23 protein-coding genes and 1 pseudogene are annotated in these 18,901 nt (G+C 65.3%); 19 read left to right on the top strand and 5 right to left on the bottom strand.

Going from position 1 to position 18,901, the window contains the following annotated elements:
* The first annotated feature begins 2 nt into the window (after positions 1-2).
* Positions 3-284 carry a cytochrome C oxidase subunit IV family protein gene (locus tag JX552_RS26105; protein WP_205874689.1) on the top strand — a complete coding sequence of 94 codons (282 nt, stop codon included), beginning with the start codon at positions 3-5 and terminating at the stop codon, positions 282-284.
* Positions 285-289: 5 nt separating this feature from the next.
* On the opposite strand, the gene JX552_RS26100 is transcribed toward JX552_RS26105, so the two are convergent.
* Positions 290-1,561, bottom strand: a complete 1,272-nt coding sequence (locus JX552_RS26100; RefSeq protein ID WP_205874688.1) for a cytochrome P450 — start codon at positions 1,559-1,561, stop codon at positions 290-292.
* A 208-nt stretch (positions 1,562-1,769) separates the two neighbouring features.
* Between JX552_RS26100 and JX552_RS26095 the strand changes: the two genes are divergently transcribed.
* Entirely contained in the window at positions 1,770-2,465 is a 696-nt protein-coding gene (locus tag JX552_RS26095) for a TetR/AcrR family transcriptional regulator (protein ID WP_205874687.1), read from the top strand.
* Here JX552_RS26095 and JX552_RS26090 read toward each other — a convergent pair.
* Entirely contained in the window at positions 2,381-2,764 is a 384-nt protein-coding gene (locus JX552_RS26090) for a hypothetical protein (RefSeq protein ID WP_346779320.1), read from the bottom strand. The genes JX552_RS26095 and JX552_RS26090 overlap by 85 nt on opposite strands.
* Positions 2,765-2,802: 38 nt before the next feature.
* Positions 2,803-3,567, bottom strand: coding sequence for an enoyl-CoA hydratase/isomerase family protein (locus JX552_RS26085; protein ID WP_205874686.1), 765 nt, complete (start codon positions 3,565-3,567; stop codon positions 2,803-2,805).
* A 103-nt stretch (positions 3,568-3,670) separates the two neighbouring features.
* Between JX552_RS26085 and JX552_RS26080 the strand changes: the two genes are divergently transcribed.
* From JX552_RS26080 to JX552_RS26030, 12 genes and pseudogenes are all read left to right on the top strand, one after another.
* Complete coding sequence (locus tag JX552_RS26080; protein WP_205874685.1) at positions 3,671-4,096, top strand: lipoprotein LpqH; 426 nt, start codon at positions 3,671-3,673, stop codon at positions 4,094-4,096.
* A gap of 145 nt (positions 4,097-4,241) precedes the next feature.
* The gene (locus JX552_RS26075; RefSeq protein ID WP_205874684.1) at positions 4,242-5,432 is read left to right on the top strand and encodes an amidohydrolase family protein; all 1,191 of its coding nucleotides are present in this window, start codon (positions 4,242-4,244) and stop codon (positions 5,430-5,432) included.
* Positions 5,429-6,895: a FadD3 family acyl-CoA ligase gene (locus tag JX552_RS26070; RefSeq protein WP_277396011.1), complete on the top strand. Its 1,467-nt coding sequence runs from the start codon at positions 5,429-5,431 to the stop codon at positions 6,893-6,895. The genes JX552_RS26075 and JX552_RS26070 overlap by 4 nt, the downstream gene beginning before the upstream one ends.
* A 357-nt stretch (positions 6,896-7,252) precedes the next feature.
* The gene (locus JX552_RS26065) at positions 7,253-8,134 is read left to right on the top strand and encodes a hypothetical protein (RefSeq protein WP_205878692.1); all 882 of its coding nucleotides are present in this window, start codon (positions 7,253-7,255) and stop codon (positions 8,132-8,134) included.
* Complete coding sequence (locus JX552_RS26060) at positions 8,131-8,754, top strand: twin-arginine translocation pathway signal (RefSeq protein ID WP_346779290.1); 624 nt, start codon at positions 8,131-8,133, stop codon at positions 8,752-8,754. The genes JX552_RS26065 and JX552_RS26060 overlap by 4 nt, the downstream gene beginning before the upstream one ends.
* 8 nt (positions 8,755-8,762) lie before the next feature.
* Positions 8,763-9,392, top strand: a complete 630-nt coding sequence (locus JX552_RS26055) for a fatty-acid--CoA ligase (RefSeq protein ID WP_205874683.1) — start codon at positions 8,763-8,765, stop codon at positions 9,390-9,392.
* A 12-nt stretch (positions 9,393-9,404) separates the two neighbouring features.
* Positions 9,405-9,632, top strand: coding sequence for a (2Fe-2S)-binding protein (locus tag JX552_RS26050; RefSeq protein WP_205874682.1), 228 nt, complete (start codon positions 9,405-9,407; stop codon positions 9,630-9,632).
* A 110-nt stretch (positions 9,633-9,742) separates the two neighbouring features.
* The gene (locus JX552_RS26045; RefSeq protein WP_205874681.1) at positions 9,743-9,943 is read left to right on the top strand and encodes a PE family protein; all 201 of its coding nucleotides are present in this window, start codon (positions 9,743-9,745) and stop codon (positions 9,941-9,943) included.
* A gap of 42 nt (positions 9,944-9,985) precedes the next feature.
* Positions 9,986-10,507, top strand: a complete 522-nt coding sequence (locus tag JX552_RS26040; RefSeq protein WP_205874680.1) for a hypothetical protein — start codon at positions 9,986-9,988, stop codon at positions 10,505-10,507.
* Positions 10,504-10,659, top strand: a pseudogene (locus JX552_RS32820) (cellulose binding domain-containing protein); the annotation flags it as partial. The gene JX552_RS26040 and the pseudogene JX552_RS32820, both read left to right, overlap by 4 nt.
* 45 nt (positions 10,660-10,704) lie before the next feature.
* A complete protein-coding gene (locus JX552_RS26035; protein WP_241010732.1) occupies positions 10,705-11,478 on the top strand; it encodes a cellulose binding domain-containing protein in 774 nt (257 codons plus the stop codon).
* Positions 11,393-12,031 (top strand): glycoside hydrolase family 18 protein, encoded by a 639-nt coding sequence (locus tag JX552_RS26030; protein ID WP_205874679.1) that lies wholly within the window; start codon positions 11,393-11,395, stop codon positions 12,029-12,031. The genes JX552_RS26035 and JX552_RS26030 overlap by 86 nt, the downstream gene beginning before the upstream one ends.
* Here the strand turns inward: JX552_RS26030 and JX552_RS26025 are convergent.
* Positions 12,026-13,693 carry an alpha-keto acid decarboxylase family protein gene (locus JX552_RS26025; protein WP_205874678.1) on the bottom strand — a complete coding sequence of 556 codons (1,668 nt, stop codon included), beginning with the start codon at positions 13,691-13,693 and terminating at the stop codon, positions 12,026-12,028. The two genes, JX552_RS26030 and JX552_RS26025, sit on opposite strands and share 6 nt — an antisense overlap.
* A gap of 67 nt (positions 13,694-13,760) precedes the next feature.
* Between JX552_RS26025 and JX552_RS26020 the strand changes: the two genes are divergently transcribed.
* From JX552_RS26020 to JX552_RS26005, 4 genes are read left to right on the top strand one after another with little or no spacing between them, the layout of a single operon-like run.
* On the top strand, positions 13,761-14,204 hold the full coding sequence (locus JX552_RS26020) for an SRPBCC family protein (RefSeq protein WP_205874677.1): 444 nt from the start codon (positions 13,761-13,763) through the stop codon (positions 14,202-14,204).
* A 6-nt stretch (positions 14,205-14,210) separates the two neighbouring features.
* Positions 14,211-15,290 (top strand): CaiB/BaiF CoA transferase family protein, encoded by a 1,080-nt coding sequence (locus tag JX552_RS26015; protein ID WP_205874676.1) that lies wholly within the window; start codon positions 14,211-14,213, stop codon positions 15,288-15,290.
* A gap of 57 nt (positions 15,291-15,347) precedes the next feature.
* Complete coding sequence (locus JX552_RS26010) at positions 15,348-15,803, top strand: SRPBCC family protein (RefSeq protein ID WP_205874675.1); 456 nt, start codon at positions 15,348-15,350, stop codon at positions 15,801-15,803.
* A gap of 38 nt (positions 15,804-15,841) precedes the next feature.
* Positions 15,842-16,276 carry an SRPBCC family protein gene (locus JX552_RS26005; RefSeq protein ID WP_205874674.1) on the top strand — a complete coding sequence of 145 codons (435 nt, stop codon included), beginning with the start codon at positions 15,842-15,844 and terminating at the stop codon, positions 16,274-16,276.
* Here the strand turns inward: JX552_RS26005 and JX552_RS26000 are convergent.
* Positions 16,273-17,454 (bottom strand): pyridoxal phosphate-dependent aminotransferase, encoded by a 1,182-nt coding sequence (locus JX552_RS26000; RefSeq protein WP_205874673.1) that lies wholly within the window; start codon positions 17,452-17,454, stop codon positions 16,273-16,275. The two genes, JX552_RS26005 and JX552_RS26000, sit on opposite strands and share 4 nt — an antisense overlap.
* Before the next feature lie 235 nt (positions 17,455-17,689).
* On the opposite strand from JX552_RS26000, the gene JX552_RS25995 reads away from it, so the two are divergent.
* The gene (locus JX552_RS25995) at positions 17,690-18,901 is read left to right on the top strand and encodes an acetyl-CoA C-acetyltransferase (protein WP_205874671.1); all 1,212 of its coding nucleotides are present in this window, start codon (positions 17,690-17,692) and stop codon (positions 18,899-18,901) included.

The following is an 18,901-nucleotide window of genomic DNA, read 5'->3' as shown; positions in this document are numbered from 1 at the left end:
TCGTGAAATTGAACAAGAGGCTGCTCTTCGTCTGGGTCGTGCTGGCTGCCCTGACGGTGAGCTACCTGTGGATCGATCACTCGGCTGGCGGGTCGCTGCGATCCAACGTGGTAGTCACATCAAGCGTCATCGCCATCGCACTCATCAAGGTGCGCATCATCTTTCGGGAGTTCATGGAAGTTCGGCAAGCGCCTGCCCTGCTCTGCCGGCTGACCGACGCATGGGTGCTGCTGATCGCCGCCGGATTGTTCGGCAGCTACTTCGTGGGGCTGGCCGTGCGTTGACGGCCCTACTGCGGCGTGAACGTGAGATGCAGTTGGTTGAGTCCGCGCAGGATGTAGGTCGGCTCGTAGGTGTAACGGCGAGCGTCGGCCGGACCGTGGTGGGCTTCGTTGATTCCGATCGCGGCCATCCGGTCCAGGATGCGTTCGATGGACACCCGGCCCTCCACGCGAGCCAGCGGACCGCCCGGGCAGGAGTGCACCCCACGTGCGAAAGCCATGTGCTCCCTGACGTTCCTGCGGTCGATCCGGAATTCGTGCGGGTTGTCGAAGCGGCGTGGATCGCGGTTTGCCGCACCGGGTAACACCATCACCACGGTGCCGGCGGGAATGTCGACCCCGCCCACCCGGGTGGCCCGGCGGGCCAGTCGGGAGTCACTCTTGACCGGGCTCTCCATGCGCAGCGATTCCTCGATGAACCCGGGTATCAGGCTACGGTCGTCGCGGAGCTGCTGCTGGATGTCCTGCCGCTCGCCGATCACCTGTAACGCTGCGCTGAGCAGCTTGGCCGTCGTCTCCTGTCCGGCGGCGAAAAGGAAAGTGGCGGAACGGACTACGTCGATCACCTCGGGCGTCGATCCGTCCGGGTACTTCGCGGTGGCCAGCGCGGTCAGCACGTCGTCGCGCGGATGCGCGCGCCGGTCCTCGATGTATCCGGAGAACTTGTCGTCGAGGAACTCCAGCGGGTTGATGCCTACTGACTCGTGATCGAGCGCCCCCACGCGGCCCGGCCGATCGGCGCCCAGCACGATCCGGAATTCCTTATGGTCCTCTTCGGGAACCCCCAGTAGGTCGGCAATAACCAACGTGGCGAACGGCTTTGAGTACTCTCCAATGAACTCGCATGCACCGTTGACCAGGAACTCGTCGAGCTGACGGTCGGCGAGGCGCCACATGAACTCCTCGTTCTGCCTGAGTCTGCTCGGTGTCAGCAACCGGCTCAGGATCGACCGCGCCCGGCTGTGATCGGGCGGATCCATGGTCACCATGTGCTCATACATCGGGAAGCTCTGGCGGTGCGCGTCGATCTGAGCGTTGATGTCGTCACCCTCGGGGGTGAACGGCAGCGGCGGGAAGGGCCCACCCAGTGCGACGCAGTTCGAGAAGGAGTCGGTGTCTTTGTAGACCGCGGTGGCCTCTTCGTGCCCGGTGACGGCCACGACCCCGTAGTGGGGGAGCCGCAGTACCGGGTTGCGGCTACGCAGGTAATCGAAGTACGGATACGGATCGGGGACCAGCGTCGGATCGGTGAAGAAGTCGATGGTGTCGTAGTCGCTCATGTCGTACAAGCCTCCTGGAGCCGGCCCGGTGTGGTGCCGATGCTGAATCAACGACGAGCGTTGGCGTCGCCCGAGTGAGATGCTCTGCTGAGCACTTGCTTAGCATGGCAGTAATGTCAGGGTCAAGGTGGCCTGGACCCGGTGGCAGTGACCGGTGGCTACCATCGGCCTGACTGGCTGGCGAGCGCGGAGAGTATGGAGTGGCGAGATGACATCGGCGCGCAGAATCGGGGCACCCGACGCGAAGAATCGCGGCCTGCTGCTTGACGCGGCCGAGCGGCTGATGCTCGAAGAAGGTTACGCCGCAGTGACTTCGCGGCGGCTGGCCAATGAGGCGGGACTCAAGCCGCAGCTGGTGCATTACTACTTCCGCACCATGGAAGAGTTGTTCCTGGCCGTTTTTCGGCGACGGGCCGAGTCGGGCCTGCAGGCGCAGGCGCAGCTGCTGCAGTCGCCGCAGCCGCTGTGGGCGCTGTGGAAGTTCGGGTCCGATCCCGGTTTCGCCCGGATCTCCATGGAATTCATGGCGCTGGCGAATCATCGCAAGGAAATGCGGGCCGAGATCGCCTACTACGGTGAGCGTTTTCGCGACGAACAACGCCGCGCGGTGTCGGCGGCGTTGCAGCGTTATGCGGTCAACACCGACGATGTGCCGCCGATGGTGTGGACCGTCTTCATGACCAGCCTCTCGCGATTCCTGGTGCTGGAGCAGGCGTTGGGCATGTCGGATGGTCACGCCGAAACCACCGAGTTCGTCGAGCGTCACCTGCGCCGTCTGGAAGGCGAACCGCAGGCGGACACGTTCGGGAGCCAGGAATCTCACCAGGTTCGCAGCGAACAAAGCACGCCCTTGTCCCCGTCCCTGGACACGACGACGTTCCCGTCGACCGACACCGTGCAGTGAAAACCGGGCGTGCCCGGCTGCCGGCCGACGCTGACGCTCACCATGGCCCACGCGTCCGGGTTGATGAGCATCACCTGCTGGCTCCACGGCCTGCCGGGGGCGATGTCGGCCTGAATGTTCGGCGTGAACGTATAGGGATTGTGGCTGTAATCGGAGTACTTCGTCGGATCTTGATCCTGGTAGTAAATGTCGGCGTAGATCGGGTTTTTGGCCGAGATGGTGTACACCACCTGATGCATGGGCGGGTCGTCGTCCGCCGTCGCCTGCCCCGGTGCCGTCAGCAGGCACCCCAGCAGCATTGTTATGCCGAACCGCCGGTGTTTCGTTGAGGTGGTTGTCATTTCGCTCCTCCGGCTGCCGGGCGCGGATTGGCTGTGCGGTTCATGACCCGCCCCGCGGCCGCCCAGTGCGCGTCAGCCACCCACAGCCGTGCAAACGATGCTATCGCCTCATCAGCGGAAACTCCGGTGATTACGCGCTTTATCTCGGCGGCGGGACGGCGGGCCAGCGAGGTGGCGATCGAACGCCATCCCTTGTCGGCCGAGTCGAACGATGCTCGCGGCAGCACCACATCGACGAGCCCGATGCGTTCGGCGTCGGTCGCGTCAAGCGCAGTTCCGCTGCCCGCCAACAACAGTGCCCGGCTCTTGCCGACCAGCGCGGCCAGGCGCTCGGCGCCGCCCCACGCCGGCATGATCTCCAGCTGCACCTGGTTGAAGGCGATCTTGACGTCGTCGGCGGCAACCCGGATGTCCGCGGCCACAGCGACTTCGGCGCCGCCCCCGAAGGCGTGACCGTTCAGCGCCGCGATCACCGGAGCCGGGAACCCGGCGATCCGATCGCAGACGTCGCGCATCCGTTTCGCCATCGCCGCTGCGTCCTGCTCGGTGCGCAGCGCGCTGAGTTCTTTGAGATCTCCGCCGGATATGAAAGCCCGATCGCCGGCGCCCTTGATGACCAGCGCCAGGGCGCCGACGGCCGAATGCAGTGCCTGCTCAAGCTGCCCCATGGTCTCCAGCGCGATGGCGTTGCGAGCATGGGGGCGGTCGATGGTGAGTACCGCCAGTCCGGTGTCGAAATCGTCGAACTCTAGCTCGACCATGCGTGATCACTCCTTGGACGCGAGAACTGCGATATTGGCATTCTCGTTCTTGGAGAATAACATCATCAGTGCAGGTCCAGAACTTGCCTGAGAGGGGTGCCAGGTGCAGAACCGAACCGCGGCGGTGTCGGCGTTGTTCGCCGTCGCCGTCCTCGGCGCCTGCAGCGCACCGTCGCAGGGCCAACTCGCCAGCACCGCGACCGTCAACATCAACGGCACCGAGGTGCGGCCCGACCTGGTCAGGTGCTATCAGCAGGAGTGGTACCGGACGATCGCCCTGGGCAACGACGACTCCGGTGCGACGGCCGTCCTCGACCAGCGCCGGCATCCGACGACCACCATCTCGGTGCGCTTCCATAACCTGGGCGGGTTCACCGGCACCACCACGGCCGCGCCGGGCGGTGGCGGCGCGGCCGAGACCCGCTTCGACGGTGGCAACTTCATCATCAGCGGCACCGCCAACGGCGCCACCACCGCCAAGCCGACCGAAGCCGCGACGGTGGATTTCAAGATCAAGGCCACCTGCTGAGCCTGGGTCCCCGTCTCCGGCGAGCAGACGTAAAAGCCCCTGATTTCGCGTCGAAACAGGGGCTTTTGCGTCTGCTCGCGCGACCTGTCGTTGCGGATGCCCGCGTGAGAGAATAGTATTCTCACAAATCGCGAAGGAGGATTTCATGGGGCAGTTGTCGCACCGGGTGGACGTCCCGTTCCCGCTGTTCGACGCGGATAACCATCTCTACGAACCGCCGGAGGCGCTGACCAAGTTCCTGCCCAAGGAGTACAAGGACTACGTCCAGTACGTACAGATCAACGGCCGCACCAAGATTGCGCTGCGCGGCGTCATCAGCAATTACATTCCCAACCCGACCTTCGAGGTCGTTGCCCGGCCGGGTGCCTGGGAGGAGTACTTCAAGTACGGCAACCCCGACGGCAAGACCAAACGCGAGCTGTTCGGTGAGCCGATGCGCGCGATTCCGGCATTTTTCGAGCCCGGCCCGCGGCTGGAGAAGATGAACGAGCTGGGGTTGGACCGCACCCTGATGTTCCCGACGCTGGCCAGCCTGATCGAGGAGCGACTGCGCGACGACCCGGTCGCCATCCACGTCCTGATCCACGCGCTCAACCAGTGGCTCGACGAGGTCTGGGGCTTCAACTACCAGAACCGCATCTTCACCACACCGGTCATCACCCTGCCGATCGTGGAGAAGGCGATCGAGGAGCTGGAATGGGTGGTCAAGCGGGGGGCGCGGTGCATCCTGATCCGCCCCGCGCCGGTCCCCGGGTTTCGCGGTCCCCGGTCGTTCGCGCTGCCCGAATTCGACCCGTTCTGGGAACGCGTCGTCGAGCACGACCTGCTGGTCGGCATGCACTCCAGCGACAGCGGCTATTCCCGGTACACCTCCGAGTGGGACGGTGCCGACCAGGAGATGCTGCCGTTCCAGACCAACGCGATGGGCATTCTCAACGAGTGGCGGCCGATCCAGGACGCAGTGGGCTCGTGGGTGATTCACGGTGCGCTCTACCGCCACCCCAAGCTGAAGGTCGCGATCGTCGAGGCCGGTTCGAAATGGATGACTCCGCTGCTGGACGGTCTTGCCGAGGTCTTTCGCAAAGCGCCGGAAGCTTTCCCGAGCGACCCGGTCGAAACGGTGAAGAACCGGATCTACGTCAGCCCCTTCTTCGAGGAGGGCATCGACGACCTGATCAGCCTGGTCGGCGTGGACCAGGTGCTCTACGGCTCGGACTGGCCGCATCCGGAAGGGCTGGCGGAGCCGACCTATTACATCAATGCGTTGTCGCACTTACCCGTTGAGTCGCAGGCGAAGATCATGGGCGGTAACCTCGGGCGCCTTGTCTCGGTGTGACGGCCCACCCGGCCAATCAGGTCCACCCGGCCAATCAGGTCTGGCAGACCATCCCTGGGATGGTCTTGAGCGCGGCGGACCGCTTCGGGGAGGCCGAAGCGGTCGTGGACGGCGCGCTGCGCTACACCTTCACTGAACTCTGCAATCGGATCCGCTGTGCCGCAGGTGCGTTCGCTGATCTAGGCATTCAAAAGGGCGAGCGGGTGGCGATCTGGGCGCCCAATTCGGCAGCGTGGATTGTCGCCGCGTTCGGGCTGCTCACCGCCGGCGGTGTGCTGGTACCGGTCAATACGAGGTTCAAGGCCGACGAGGCGGGCGACATCATCGTACGCAGCGGGGTCAGGGCCGTCCTGGTGCAGCAAGGCTTCCTGGGGCAGGAATACCACGCGCCCGCGGGCGTCCCCGTCATCGACCTCAAGTCTGACTTCCTTTCCAGCGGTGAACCTTTCGAACGACCGATCAACGGCAGCGACATCTCGGACATCATCTTCACCTCCGGCACCACCGGCCGTCCGAAGGGCGCGATGATGAATCACCGCCAAACGCTGCGCATGTACGAGGAATGGGCGACCCTGGCGGACCTGCGGGAGGGTGACCGCTATCTGCAGATCAATCCCTACTTCCACACGTTCGGTTTGAAGGCCGGACTGGTCACATCGTTTCTGCGCGGCGCGACGATGTTGCCGGTGGCGGTGTTCGATCTGGATTCGGTGGTGGATCTCATTGACCGCGAACGTGTCACGATGCTGCCCGGCCCGCCGACCCTCTATCACTCGTTGCTGACTGTCGCCGACAAATCCCGGCTCTCGACGTTGCGCGCAGGTGTGACCGGGGCGGCGGACATCCCCGTCGAACTGGTTCGTCGCATCCACGGCGAGTTGCCGTTCCAGACGTTGATGACCGGTTACGGCCTGACCGAAGCCGGCAACGTCACCTTGTCCAGGCCCGGTGACTCCTTCGAAGATGTGGCCACGACGGCGGGACTGCCCTGCGCCGGCGTCGAGGTACGCATCGGAGAGGGCGGTGAGGTGCTGGTCCGCGGCTACGGTGTCATGCAGGGTTATCTGGATGACCCTATTGCGACCGCGGAAGCGATCGACGCCGAAGGCTGGTTGCACACCGGCGACCTGGGCGACTTCGACGACGCGGGGCGGCTGCGCATCGTCGGCCGCAAGAAGGACATGTTCATCGTCGGCGGCTTCAACGCCTATCCGGCCGAGATCGAGGGCCATCTGATCAGCCATCCAGCCGTCGCCCAAGCCGCGGTCATCGGTGTGCCCGACGAGCGGCTCGGACAGGTCGGCAAGGCGTTCGTCGTTCGGAAAAGCCCGGTCGGCGCAACGGAATTGATCGACTGGTGCCGTGACCGCATGGCGGGCTTCAAGGTACCGCGGGCGGTGGAGTTCCTTGAGGCGCTGCCGCTCAATGCGACCGGCAAGGTGGTCAAGGACCTGTTGCGATGAGAAGCCGAGTGCCGATATGTCGCATTTAAGAACGCTATTCCCACTGCATAGTGGTGCTTTATCGGCCGAGACCGGCGGCGGCACCGGTAGCGTGTGGGGTGGAAGGTGATAATCTGCCTCTCCGCCGGGCTAACGACGCAGGTGGTCGCAGGCCGCCCGATTGCTCGCCGCCCTTCCCGGCGCCGAGTAGGGTTTGAGCAGCGGCGGCACCGGTCGCGTTCCGGCGGCAACAAGCTGATTCATCACCGACGGGCAAGCGGTAGAGGAGTTCAATGTGAGCGACGAGCAGCCTCGTTCGCACCTCGGTGAGCGGAGGTGGGCCATGTATTCCCCGACGCCTACGCGAGATTGGTTCCGGTGAAAAAGGGCAACACACCGCAGACCGCCGCGGAGATCCGGTCACTGGCCGACGAGGCCGAGGCCGAGGCCGCCGAAGCTGAGGCTCTTGCCGCCGCGGCCCGCGCTCGCGCCCGTGCGATCAAACTGCGCCGCGAGGCCGAAGCCGCCGATACGAAAAAGGCTGTCGAAGAAGACATCAGCGACGCGCCCGGCGACGACGAAGGCGGGTCGGCGGACACCGAGGCGACTGGAGAAGCTGAGCCGGAGGGGGCCGAGGGTGTCGAGGAACCGGACGACACCGAAGCTGCCGAGGACTCCGCGAGTGCCGACACTCGGGCAGTCGCGGATGCGGCCGAGGATGATTCGCGGGAAACCGTGGCCTTCGGGCCGGGCCGGCGGTGGCTACGCCGGCCGAAGCTGTCGTCGGTTGCCGCGGTGCTCGCCGTCGTCGTATCGCTTGTCGCCGTGGGTGCGAGCGCGGAGATGGCCGTGTTACACAGGCATGCGGTCCGCGAGCGTCAGCAGGTGGCCGAGTACACCGCAGCTGCACGTCAGGGTGTCGTCACCCTGACGTCGCTGGACTTCGAACATGCCAAAGAAGGAGTGCAGAGCATCGTCGAAGTCTCCACAGGAACGTTCAAGGACGATTTTCTCAAGATGGCCGACGATTTCATCAATGTCGTCGAACAGTCGAAGGTGGTGTCGCAGGGCACTGTGCAGGCCACTGCGGTCGACCTTGATTCGATGACCGACAATTCAGCGGTGGTGCTGGTCGCGAGCACCTCGGAAGTCACCAATGCCGCTGGTGCCAAACAGGATCCACGCAAGTATCGGCTGATCGTGACCATGACAAGAGATGGCGGACAGCTCAAGATGTCGAAAGTCGAGTTTGTTCCGTGAGTCCCAAGAAAGCGACGGCCGTCGAGGACACCCAAGAGTCGGATGTTGCTGAGCAATCCGAGGAGTCGCGGACCGGGCGATTCAGCGGGTTCGCCGAACGGGTGAAGAAGCGGTCGTCGAGGAAGCCGGGCAAGTGGTCGGGCAAGATCGGTGCCGCATTATTGATCCTGGTGGTGGTGGGCTCGCTTTCGGCTCTGGCGGGACTGTTCTGGTTCTCCTACCGGCCGGACCGCGCCGTCGATGCCGACGCCGCAAAGGCGGCGATCTCGGCCGCCAGCGACGGAACAATTGCGATCCTCTCGTATTCACCGGACACCCTCGACCGCGATTTCTCCACCGCACGGTCCCATCTGACGGGCGACTTCCTCTCGTACTACGACCAATTCACCCAGCAGATCGTCGCCCCGGCCGCCAAGCAGAAGGCGGTGAAGACGACTGCCGTGGTGTTGCGCGGCGCGCTCACGGAATTCCACCCCGACTCGGCCACCGTGCTGCTGTTCATCAACCAGAGCACGCAGAGCCGCGACCGACCGGAGCCCGCTACGACGTCGAGCAGCGTGCTGGTGACGCTGACCAAAGCTGATGGGAAGTGGCTCATTTCGCAGTTCAATCCAGCGTAGGGGGCGCGATGAGCGACGGCGACATTCACTCGATGGTGATTGCGTCGGACTACCGGATCCCGGATCCGACGCGGGTGTGGCCGCTGCTCGAACGCAACAAGACGGCGCTGGCCGACATCGGCGCCCACCATGTGTTGGTGTATGTGTCGACGCACGATTACGGCCGGGTACTGGTCATGATCGGCGTGCACAGTCGCGAGCCGATCGTGGAACTGCTGCGCTCCCGGGTGTTTTTCGACTGGTTCGACGAGGCCGGTGTCGAGGACATTCCGGCGGTGTTCGCCGGTGAGATCGTCGAACGATTCATCACCACCGCGCCCGCCGCGCCGAAGGTTCCGGGTGTGGTGTTGGCCGCATTCGCGTCGGTCGACGACGTGTCGACGCTGACCGCGCGGGTCGGGCTGGCGATGGACCGATTCACCGCCGCCGGTGTCCGAAAGACCTGGGTTTTCCGGGCTTTTGACGATTCCCATGAAGTCTTGATCCTGCAAGAGTTCCCCGACGAGGAAAGTGCGCGGCAGTGGATCGATCATCCCGACGCCACCGCCCAGTGGATGGGGGGCGGCGCGGGAGTGGGCGCCTACCCGCCACTGTTCGTCGGTCGTTATTTCGACATGATGCGGATCGAGGCGGAGTGATCGGATCACTCGATGTTCGTGTGCCTGTGTAACGGCATCACCAGCCAGATGGTGGCTGACGCCGTTGCGGCCGGAGCGGCGACGACGAATCAGGTGGCCGCCGCCTGCGGAGCGGGTGCCGATTGCGGGCGCTGTCGACGTACCGTCCGGGCGATCATCACGTCGAGGGGTCCGGATCATGCTGCCGCGGAACCGACGGCACCTCCATGTCGACGCGGGATGGGCTCGCCAGGCCCCTGACCCCGGCTTACGGAAACCTTAGATTTTCTCGACACCTCAAACAGCTGACACGCTGTTGCGCGTCAGCAATTGACCTTGTGATGCGTTCGTTATAAAGAAGTAATTATTACGTGATCAAGGAAGATGGCATGTCATATCAGAGCACAGCACCAGAAGCCCTGATGGTGGCCGCAAACTCTATCTCAGAAATCGGTTCTAATCTAGATGCGGTGAATAAAGCCGCGACGGTTCCCACGGCGAGGATACTGGCGGCCGCCGCCGATGAGGTGTCAGGAGCCGTCGCGGGCCTGTTCAACTCCTATGCGCGCTAATATCAGCTGCTCAGCGCCGAAGCTTCGGCGTTTCAGGCTCGAGTGGTCCAAGGGCTGGCGGCCGCTGTCGGGTCTTACACCGCGGCCGAGGCCAGCGGTGCGGCCATGCTGCGAGGAGTTGGTCAGCAGGTGGGCGCTGCAGTGAATGCCCGCACCGACCGTGCCGGCGGTAGTGGCGCTGCCACAGCCGCTTCGACGTCTCCCGACGCCGCGAAAGCGCAGTTAAGTGCGGTGGCTCCCGAGGTGCCAACATCTCAGGCGGCGATGGCTCAGTTTCCCACCGGCATCTCTTCGGGTGCGGCGACGACGAGTGCCGCAGCGTCCGGCGCGGCGGGGGATGGCAGCGCGGGGGTTGCCGTGAGTGCGGCGAGCACCTCGGCCGGCGGCGCCGCGGCAACTACGGCGACGAGCGCGGCGACGGCCGCCACGACGACCGCTGCTGGGGCCGCGACACTCGCCGCCGGCACTGCCGACACCAGTCTGACAGCGACGTATGCGACCTCGTCGCAACGGGGCAACGGGTTTATTGCTAATTACACGATCACCACCACGCGACACCCCTGAGTAACTGGCAGCTGCAATTCAATCTGCCAGCAAATGAATCCATAACCAATCTGTGGAACGGACATGTTTCACAATCGGGCACTCAGTACACCGTGACGCCGGAAAGTTATAACAACACTATTGCGCCAGGCAGTTCGGTCACCGTTGGCTTCCAAGGGGCGCACTCCGGGTCGTACTCGGCTCCTGCAAACCTCCTGGTGAACGGGCATGCGGTCGGTGACCCGGGCGCGGCTGCTGGAATCGGAACCGGAACGGGCACCGCCGGCGGGACGGGCACCGCCGGGGGAACGGGCACCGCCGGGGGAACGGGCACCGCCGGCGGGACGGGCACTACCGGGGGCACTGGCACCACCGGGGGCACTGGCACTACCGGCGGGACGGGCACCGGCACCGGGACGGGGACGGGAAGCGCGGGTGGCACGGGGACGGGCACCGGCACTGGCACCGGCACGACCGTGGGTACGACGACCGGCACTGGAAGCGGCGCCGCCGCCGCCAATGGGCTCACCGCCTCCTACACGGCGACGTCGCGCTGGGACAGCGGCTTCGTGGCCGACTACAAGATCACCAACACCGGAACCGCGCCGGTGGCCAACTGGCCCGGACCCAACGGATACGACTTCGCGACCGCCGCGCAGAACGGGGTCAAGCACGCCACGCTCGCCTTCATCAACGCCGACCCCGCTGGACACCCGGCCTGGGGTGGATACTCGGCGTACGACGTCGCGGGCGGATCGGAGAGTTCGTTCGTCAACAACCAGCTCACCAGCATGCGCAACGCCGGCATCACCGGCACCATCTCGTTCGGCGGCGCCTTCCGGCACCGACCTGTCAGCGGTTGGCGGACAGACGCCCGCTGCGCTGGCGGAACAGTACGCGTCGGTGGTGAACACCTATCACATCTACGACCTCGACTTCGATGTCGAAGGTGCGTTGCAGGGCAACACCCAGGCGATGTCGACGCAGTCTAAGGCCATCGCCCTGCTGCAGCAGCAGATGGCGGCGAAGGGTACACCGGTATCTGTGTCCTACACGCTGCCGGTGCTGCCGACCGGTTTGGTTCCCGGCCAGGGCGGTGGGTTGAGCGTTCTGCAGACCGCGGTCGCCAACGGTGTGAACATCTCGCAGGTCAACATCATGGCCATGAACTACGGTCCCGCCTACGATCAGCCTGGTAACCCGGGTATGGGCCAGTACGCGATCGACGCCGCGACGGCCACCCACGGCCAGTTGCTGACGCTGTACCCGACGATGTCGAGTCAGCAGGCGTGGTCGATGCTTGCGGTGACGCCGCTGATCGGCATCAACGATGACCCACTGGAGATCTTCACCCTGGCCGACGCGCAGCAGCTGACCACGTTCGCCGTGCAGAACCACATCGGCGAGTTGTCCATGTGGGAGTTGCCCCGCGACGTGTCCGGCACGTTGGGCGCGATCGATGCCGTCGACGGCAGCGGGATCGTGCAGACGCCGTTCCAGTTCTCGAAGATCTTCGAGCAGATCGAAGGCGCGCCCCGGCTATGAGCGGGGCGTGGGGTGCATGTTCCCGACCAGTTGGGCAAGCAACGGCGGGATTTCGAGCCGTGGCAACACCACCTCGACGAAGACCATGCGGTCCTTGTGATCGGCGGCCGCGGTGAGGGCGTCGTCGAGTTCGCCGTAGGTGTGCGCCCGGAACGCCAGGTGATTGGCCACCCCCAACGTGCCGGGGACCTGCGTCCAGTTCCAACCGACGATGTCGTTATAGGGGGCGGTCTCGCCGTGAATCGCGCGCTCGACGGTGTAACCGTCGTTATTGACCACCACGATCACGGGCGACAGTCCCTCACGGCAGAACGACCCGAGTTCCTGCACGGTCAACTGCGCTGCGCCGTCGCCGATCAACAGCACAGTCCGGCGCTCCGGGCGCCCCACCGCTGCGCCGAAGGCCGCCGGCAGCGTGTAACCGATTGAGCCCCAAAGGGGTTGGCCGATGAAGGTGACGCCCTGCGGCAGCACATGGTCGGCCATCCCGTAGAACGAGGTGCCCTGGTCGGCCAACACCACGTTGCCGGGAGTGAGTGCCGCGCACAGCCGGTCCCACACCATCGATTGCGTCAGCGGCTCGTCGCGCGGCGGCGTGGGCACCGGTGGCGGGGCTACGGGTGCCGGGACGGGCGGCGACTTGACTCCGCGTTCGGTGAGGATAGCCGTCAGCGCGGTGAGCGCGGCGGCCATCTCCAGCGGCGCGAACACCTCGTCGGCCACGCTGCTCTGGTACTGGCCGATGTCAATCGTGCGCGTCGGGTCGATTCGTTGGCTGAAGAAGCCGCTGACCATGTCGGTGAACACCACCCCCGCCGTCACCAGCACGGGTGCCTGCTCGATGGCGGTGCGGACCCGTTCGGTGCTGGCCGTTCCCGCGTAGATGCCCATGAAGTTGGGTGAGCTCTCGTCCAGCAGGCTCTTTCCCCACATCAGGGTGGCATGCGGCACCACGTCTGCATTCAGCAGGGATTCGAGTTCGTCGACGGCCTGCAGGCGGTGCACCAACAGGTCGGCGAGCACGGTCAATTGATGGTCGCCGATCAGTTTGGCGGCGGCTTCGGTGAACATGGCCAGTGCGCGGGGACTGGTGCCGGCGCAATTGCTCGGCAAGGGGTTGGCCGGGGGTTCGGTGGGGAAGCGCGCCACATCGGTGGACATCAGGATGTAGCCGGGACGCTTCTGTTCGCGGACTTCGCACAGCACTCGGTCGATCTCCCGACAGGCCGTTGCCGGCATGAGATTGGTTTGAGCGCAGGTGATTTCGCGGCTGATGCGGAAGAAGTGCTCGAAGTCGCCGTCGCCGAGCGAGTGGTGCAGTGCCCGGCGGGTGGCCTGGGCGTCCTTCGACGGACCACCGACAATGTGCACAACGGGCACGTGTTCGGCGTAGCTGCCCGCGATGGCGTTGGCCAGCGAGAGCTCACCCACGCCGAAAGTGGTTACGACAGCTGATATTCCGCGAAGCCGCCCGTAACCGTCGGCGGCGTAGCCGGCGTTGAGCTCGTTGGCGTTGCCGACCCACCGCAGCCTCGGGTGTGCCACGATGTGGTCGAGGAATGCGAGGTTGTAGTCGCCCGGAACGCCGAAGATCTCCGAGATGCCGAGCTCGGCAAGGCGGTCGAGAAGATAATCACCGACCGTGTAAGCGGGATCAGTCACGAAAACGACCGTACCCCTCGAAAAAGCCTATTCCCGCCGGGGCGCTGCCCGCGATATCGTGCGGGCCATGGCAATCAAAGAATCCCGCGAGATCGTCATCGAAGCCAGTCCCGAGGAGATCCTGGATGTCATCGCCGATTTTGAGGCGATGCCCGAGTGGTCCGAACCGCATCAGAGCGCGGAGGTTCTCGAGACGGGAACCGACGGGCGGCCCAGCAAGGTCAAGATGAAGGTGAAGGTCGCCGGGATCACCGACGAGCAAGTGGTGGCCTACACGTGGGGCGACAACCAGGTGAGCTGGGAGCTGGTCAGCTCGGCCCAGCAGAAGGCTCAAGACGGCAAGTACGTGCTGGTTCCCAAGGGGGACTCCACGCTGGTCAAGTTCGACCTGCTCGCGGACCCGAATGTGCCGCTGCCCGGGTTCGTGCTCAAGCGGGCCGTCAAAGGGACGATCGATTCGGCGACGAAGGATCTGCGCGAGCGGGTGCTGAAGGTGAAGAAAGGGAAGTAGCCGACAGTGGTTGCCGGGGGGCCACTGGCCGGTGTCAAGGTCATCGAACTCGGTGGCATCGGGCCGGGGCCGCACGCCGGGATGGTGCTCGCCGATATGGGCGCCGACGTGGTGCGCGTGCGCCGGCCCGGCGGTTTGCAGATGCCCGCCGAAGACCGGGATCTGCTGCACCGGGGGAAGCGGATCGTCGACCTCGATGTCAAGGCGCAGCCCGGTGCGCTGCTGGAGTTGGCGGCCAAGGCCGATGTGCTGCTGGACTGCTTCCGGCCCGGCACCTGTGAGCGCCTGGGCATCGGTCCCAACGAGTGTGCGGCCCGCAATCCCCGGCTGATCTTTGCGCGCATCACCGGGTGGGGCCAGGACGGGCCGCTGGCGTCGTCGGCCGGTCACGACATCAATTACCTGTCCCAGACCGGCGCCATGTCGGCGCTGGGCTACCGCGACCGGCCGCCGATGCCGCCACTGAATCTGGTGGCGGACTTCGGCGGCGGTTCGATGCTGGTGCTTTTGGGGATTGTGACGGCGCTGTATGAGCGGGAGCGATCGGGCCTCGGACAGGTCATCGATGCCGCCATGGTGGACGGGGTCAGCGTGCTCGCCCAGATGATGTGGACGATGAAGTCGACCGGCGCGCTGCGCGATGAGCGTGAATCATTCCTGCTCGACGGCGGCGCACCCTTCTACCGCTGTTACGCGACCTCCGACGGTAAGTACATGGCCGTGGGCGCGATCGAGCCCCAGTTCTTCGCGGCGCTGCTGGCCGGCCTGGGTTTGTCGGCCGAGCAGGTGCCCACCCAACTCGACGCCGGCTCCTTTGCTCGCATGCGCGAGTTGTTCACCGAGAAGTTCGCCAGCCGCACCCGCGACGAGTGGACCGCGGTGTTCGCCGGCACCGATGCCTGCGTGACACCGGTGCTGAGCTGGGCCGAAGCTGCCCGGGACAGTCATCTGACCGGTCGATCGACCATCATCACCGCACACGGCGTGGAGCAGGCCGCGCCGGCTCCCCGGTTCTCCCGGACACCGGCCCCACCGGTGGGGCGACCGCCGGCGCAGACCACGACACTCACGGAAATAGGCTGGTAACAAGGTATTTGCGTGAACCGTATCCAGGTTCGCGGCGGCATTGCTAGCTTGAACTCGGTGGCCGTAAAAGCATCGCGAGAAGTCGTCATTGATGCGCCCCAGGAAGTGATCATGGAGGCGCTGGCAGACGTCAGCATGCTGACGTCTTGGTCCCCGCTGCACAAAAGCGTCGAAGTGATCGACTATTACCCCGACGGCCGGCCCCACCACGTGCGGGCGACGGTCAAGATTCTCGGCCTGGTCGACAAGGAGATTCTCGAATACCACTGGGGCCCGGACTGGGCCTGTTGGGACGCGGACAAGACGTTCCAGCAGCACGGCCAACACGTCGAATACAACCTGACCCCGGTGGGTCTGGACAAGACGCGGGTGCGGTTCGACGTCACCGTCGAACCGTCGGGCCCCATTCCCGGATTCATCATCCGGCGAGCGAGCGAACAGATCCTGGATGCCGCGGCCAAGGGTCTGCAGAAACGGGTGCTGGGCGATAACTCGACTCGCGACGCCGACTGACGGTGCGGACCGGTGGACGATTGCTAGTTTGAACAACAGTGGCCATACAAGCATCGTCTGAAGTCGTTATCGACGCGCAGCCTGACGTGATCATGGATGCGCTGGCCGACATGGAAGCCGTGCCGTCCTGGTCGTCGGTACATAAGCGGGTGGAGGTCGTCGACACCCATCCCGATGGTCGTCCGCACCACGTCAAGGTCACGATCAAGGTGGTCGGCATCGTCGACACCGAGTTGCTCGAGTATCACTGGGGGCCGGACTGGATGGTGTGGGACGCGAGGAAGACCATCCAGCAACATGCCCAGCACGGCGAATACAACCTGATTCGTGAGGGCGCAGATCAGACTCGGGTGCGGTTCATGATCACCGTCGAACCGTCGGCACCGTTGCCTGAGTTCCTGGTCAGCCGGGCCCGCAAGAAAATCTTGCATTCCGCACTGGAGGGGCTGCGCAAGCGCGTCCTGGAAGGCTAGGACCCTGGTTGGTTGCGCAGCGCGGTCAGTCGCCTGATCGCCTCGTCCAGGGTGTCCTCTCGCTTGCAGAACGTGAAGCGCACCAAGTGATTCCACAGGTCGGCATGCTTGGCCGCCGGATCGCAGAAGGCCGACATCGGAATCGCCGCCACACCGACTTTCTCCGGTAGCGCCGCGCAGAACGCCGAGCTGTCGTCGTATCCCAGCGGGCGCGGGTCGGCGCACAGAAAGTAGGTGCCGTAGCTGTCGTGGACGCCGAAGCCGATGTCCGTGAGCCCTTGCGCGAGCCAGTCCCGGCGGGCCTGCAGCGAATCGCGCAGGGCTGACACCCAGTGGTCCTGGGTGTCCAGCGCCAGCGCCACCGCGGGCTGGAACGGTGCCCCGCCCACATAGCTCAGGTACTGCTTGGCCGCGCGCACACCGGCGATCAGGTTCGCGGGTCCGCACGCCCAGCCGATCTTCCAGCCGGTGCAGTTGAACATCTTGGCCGCGCTGGAGATGGTGACGGTGCGTTGCGCCATGCCGTCGAAGCCGACGAGCGGGATGTGGGTGTGATCGTCGTAGACGAGGTGCTCGTAGACCTCGTCGGTGATCACCAGTAGGTCGGCGGCGACCGCGACCTCGGCGATGGCCTGCAATTCGGGCCGGCTCAAGACGGCGCCGGTGGGATTGTGCGGCGAGTTGACGATCAGGGCCCTGGTCCGGGGTGTGACCGCGCGCCGCAGCGCGTCGGCGTCGAGCGCGAAACCACGGCCGTCGGCAACCAGTGGCACCGCGACCCGGTGCGCCCCGGCCATCGCCACCACCGGGGAATAGGAGTCGTAGAACGGTTCGATCAACAGCACTTCCGAGCCGGGTTCGACCAGGCCCAGCACGGCGCCGGCGATGGCCTCGGTGGCGCCTACGGTGACCAGCACCTCGGTGTCGGGGTCGTAGTCGATGGCGAAACGCCGGCGGCGCTGGGCGGCGATGGCCTGCCTCAGCGGTGGGATGCCCAGGCCGGGTGGATACTGGTTGACGCCGGCGGCGATGGCGTCCTGCGCGGCCAGGAGCATTTCCGGGGGGCCGTCCTCGTCGGGAAAGCCCTGGCCCAGGTTCACCGCGCCGACCCGCGCCGCCAACGCTGACATCTCGGCGAACACCGTGGTCGCGTAGGGCTGCAGCCGCGTGACCGTCATGGTGATCGAGCTTAGGGCGCGCTGTCAGGGCGTCGAACGTGAAGCCGGCTTCACGTTCGGGGCCGAACGTGCCGCCCGCTTGCCGTTCGCGGCCGCGTGGTCACCGGGCACACAAGCCCTGACCTGCCAGCTGCCGCCCAACCAACAGGTTGGCCGAGGGCCCTGTTAGTGTTCCCCTGCTGGACCTAGTCTTGAAGACGGATCCAAACCCCCCTTTTTGGAACAGGAAACCGACATGTCCGAAGAAGCCTTCATCTATGAGGCCATCCGCACGCCGCGCGGCAAGCAACGCAACGGCGCGCTCAACGAAGTCAAGCCACTGAGCCTGGTCGTGGGCCTCATCGAGGAGCTGCGCAGGCGCAACCCCGACCTCGACGAGAACCTGATCAGCGACGTCATCCTGGGGTGCGTTTCGCCCGTGGGCGACCAGGGCGGTGACATCGCCCGCGCCGCGGTCCTGGCCTCGGGCATGCCCGTGACCTCGGGTGGCGTCCAGCTCAACCGGTTCTGCGCATCGGGCCTCGAAGCCGTCAACACCGCAGCGCAGAAGGTGCGCTCGGGCTGGGACGACCTGGTGCTGGCCGGTGGTGTGGAGTCCATGAGCCGCGTGCCGATGGGATCCGACGGCGGCGCCATGGGCCTGGACCCGGCGACCAACTACGACGTGATGTTCGTTCCGCAGGGCATCGGCGCCGACCTGATCGCCACCACCGAGGGCTTCTCCCGTGACGACGTGGACAACTACGCGCTGCGCAGCCAGGAGAAAGCGGCCGAAGCGTGGTCGGGGGGCTACTTCGCCAAGTCCGTGGTGCCGGTCCGCGACCAGAACGGTCTGCTGATCCTCGACCACGACGAGCACATGCGGCCCGATACCACCAAGGAAGGCCTGGGCAAGCTCAAGCCGGCCTTCGAGGCCCTGGCGGCCATGGGTGGCTTCGATGACGTGGCTCTGCAGAAGTACCACTGGGTGGAGAAGATCAACCACGTGCACACCGGCGGCAATAGCTCGGGCATCGTCGACGGCGCCGCGCTGGTCATGATCGGTAGCGAGAAGGCCGGGGCGGCCATCAACGCTACTCCGCGCGCCCGCATCGTCGCCACCGCGACCAGCGGAGCGGACCCGGTGATCATGCTCACTGGCCCCACGCCGGCCACCTTGAAGGTGCTCGACCGGGCCGGTCTCACGGTCGACGACATCGACCTGTTCGAGCTGAACGAGGCGTTCGCCTCGGTGGTGCTGAAGTTCCAGAAGGATCTCAACATTCCGGACGAGAAGCTCAACGTCAACGGTGGCGCGATCGCCATGGGCCACCCGCTGGGCGCCACCGGCGCCATGATCCTGGGCACCATGGTCGACGAGCTGGAGCGCCGCAATGCCCGGCGCGCCTTGGTAACGCTTTGTATTGGCGGCGGCATGGGTGTCGCGACGATCATCGAGAGGGTTTAA

It is taken from the genome of Mycobacterium gordonae (assembly GCF_017086405.1).
Classification (GTDB): Bacteria; Actinomycetota; Actinomycetes; order Mycobacteriales; family Mycobacteriaceae; genus Mycobacterium; species Mycobacterium gordonae_D.
This window is presented reverse-complemented; position numbering and strand designations above follow the sequence as displayed.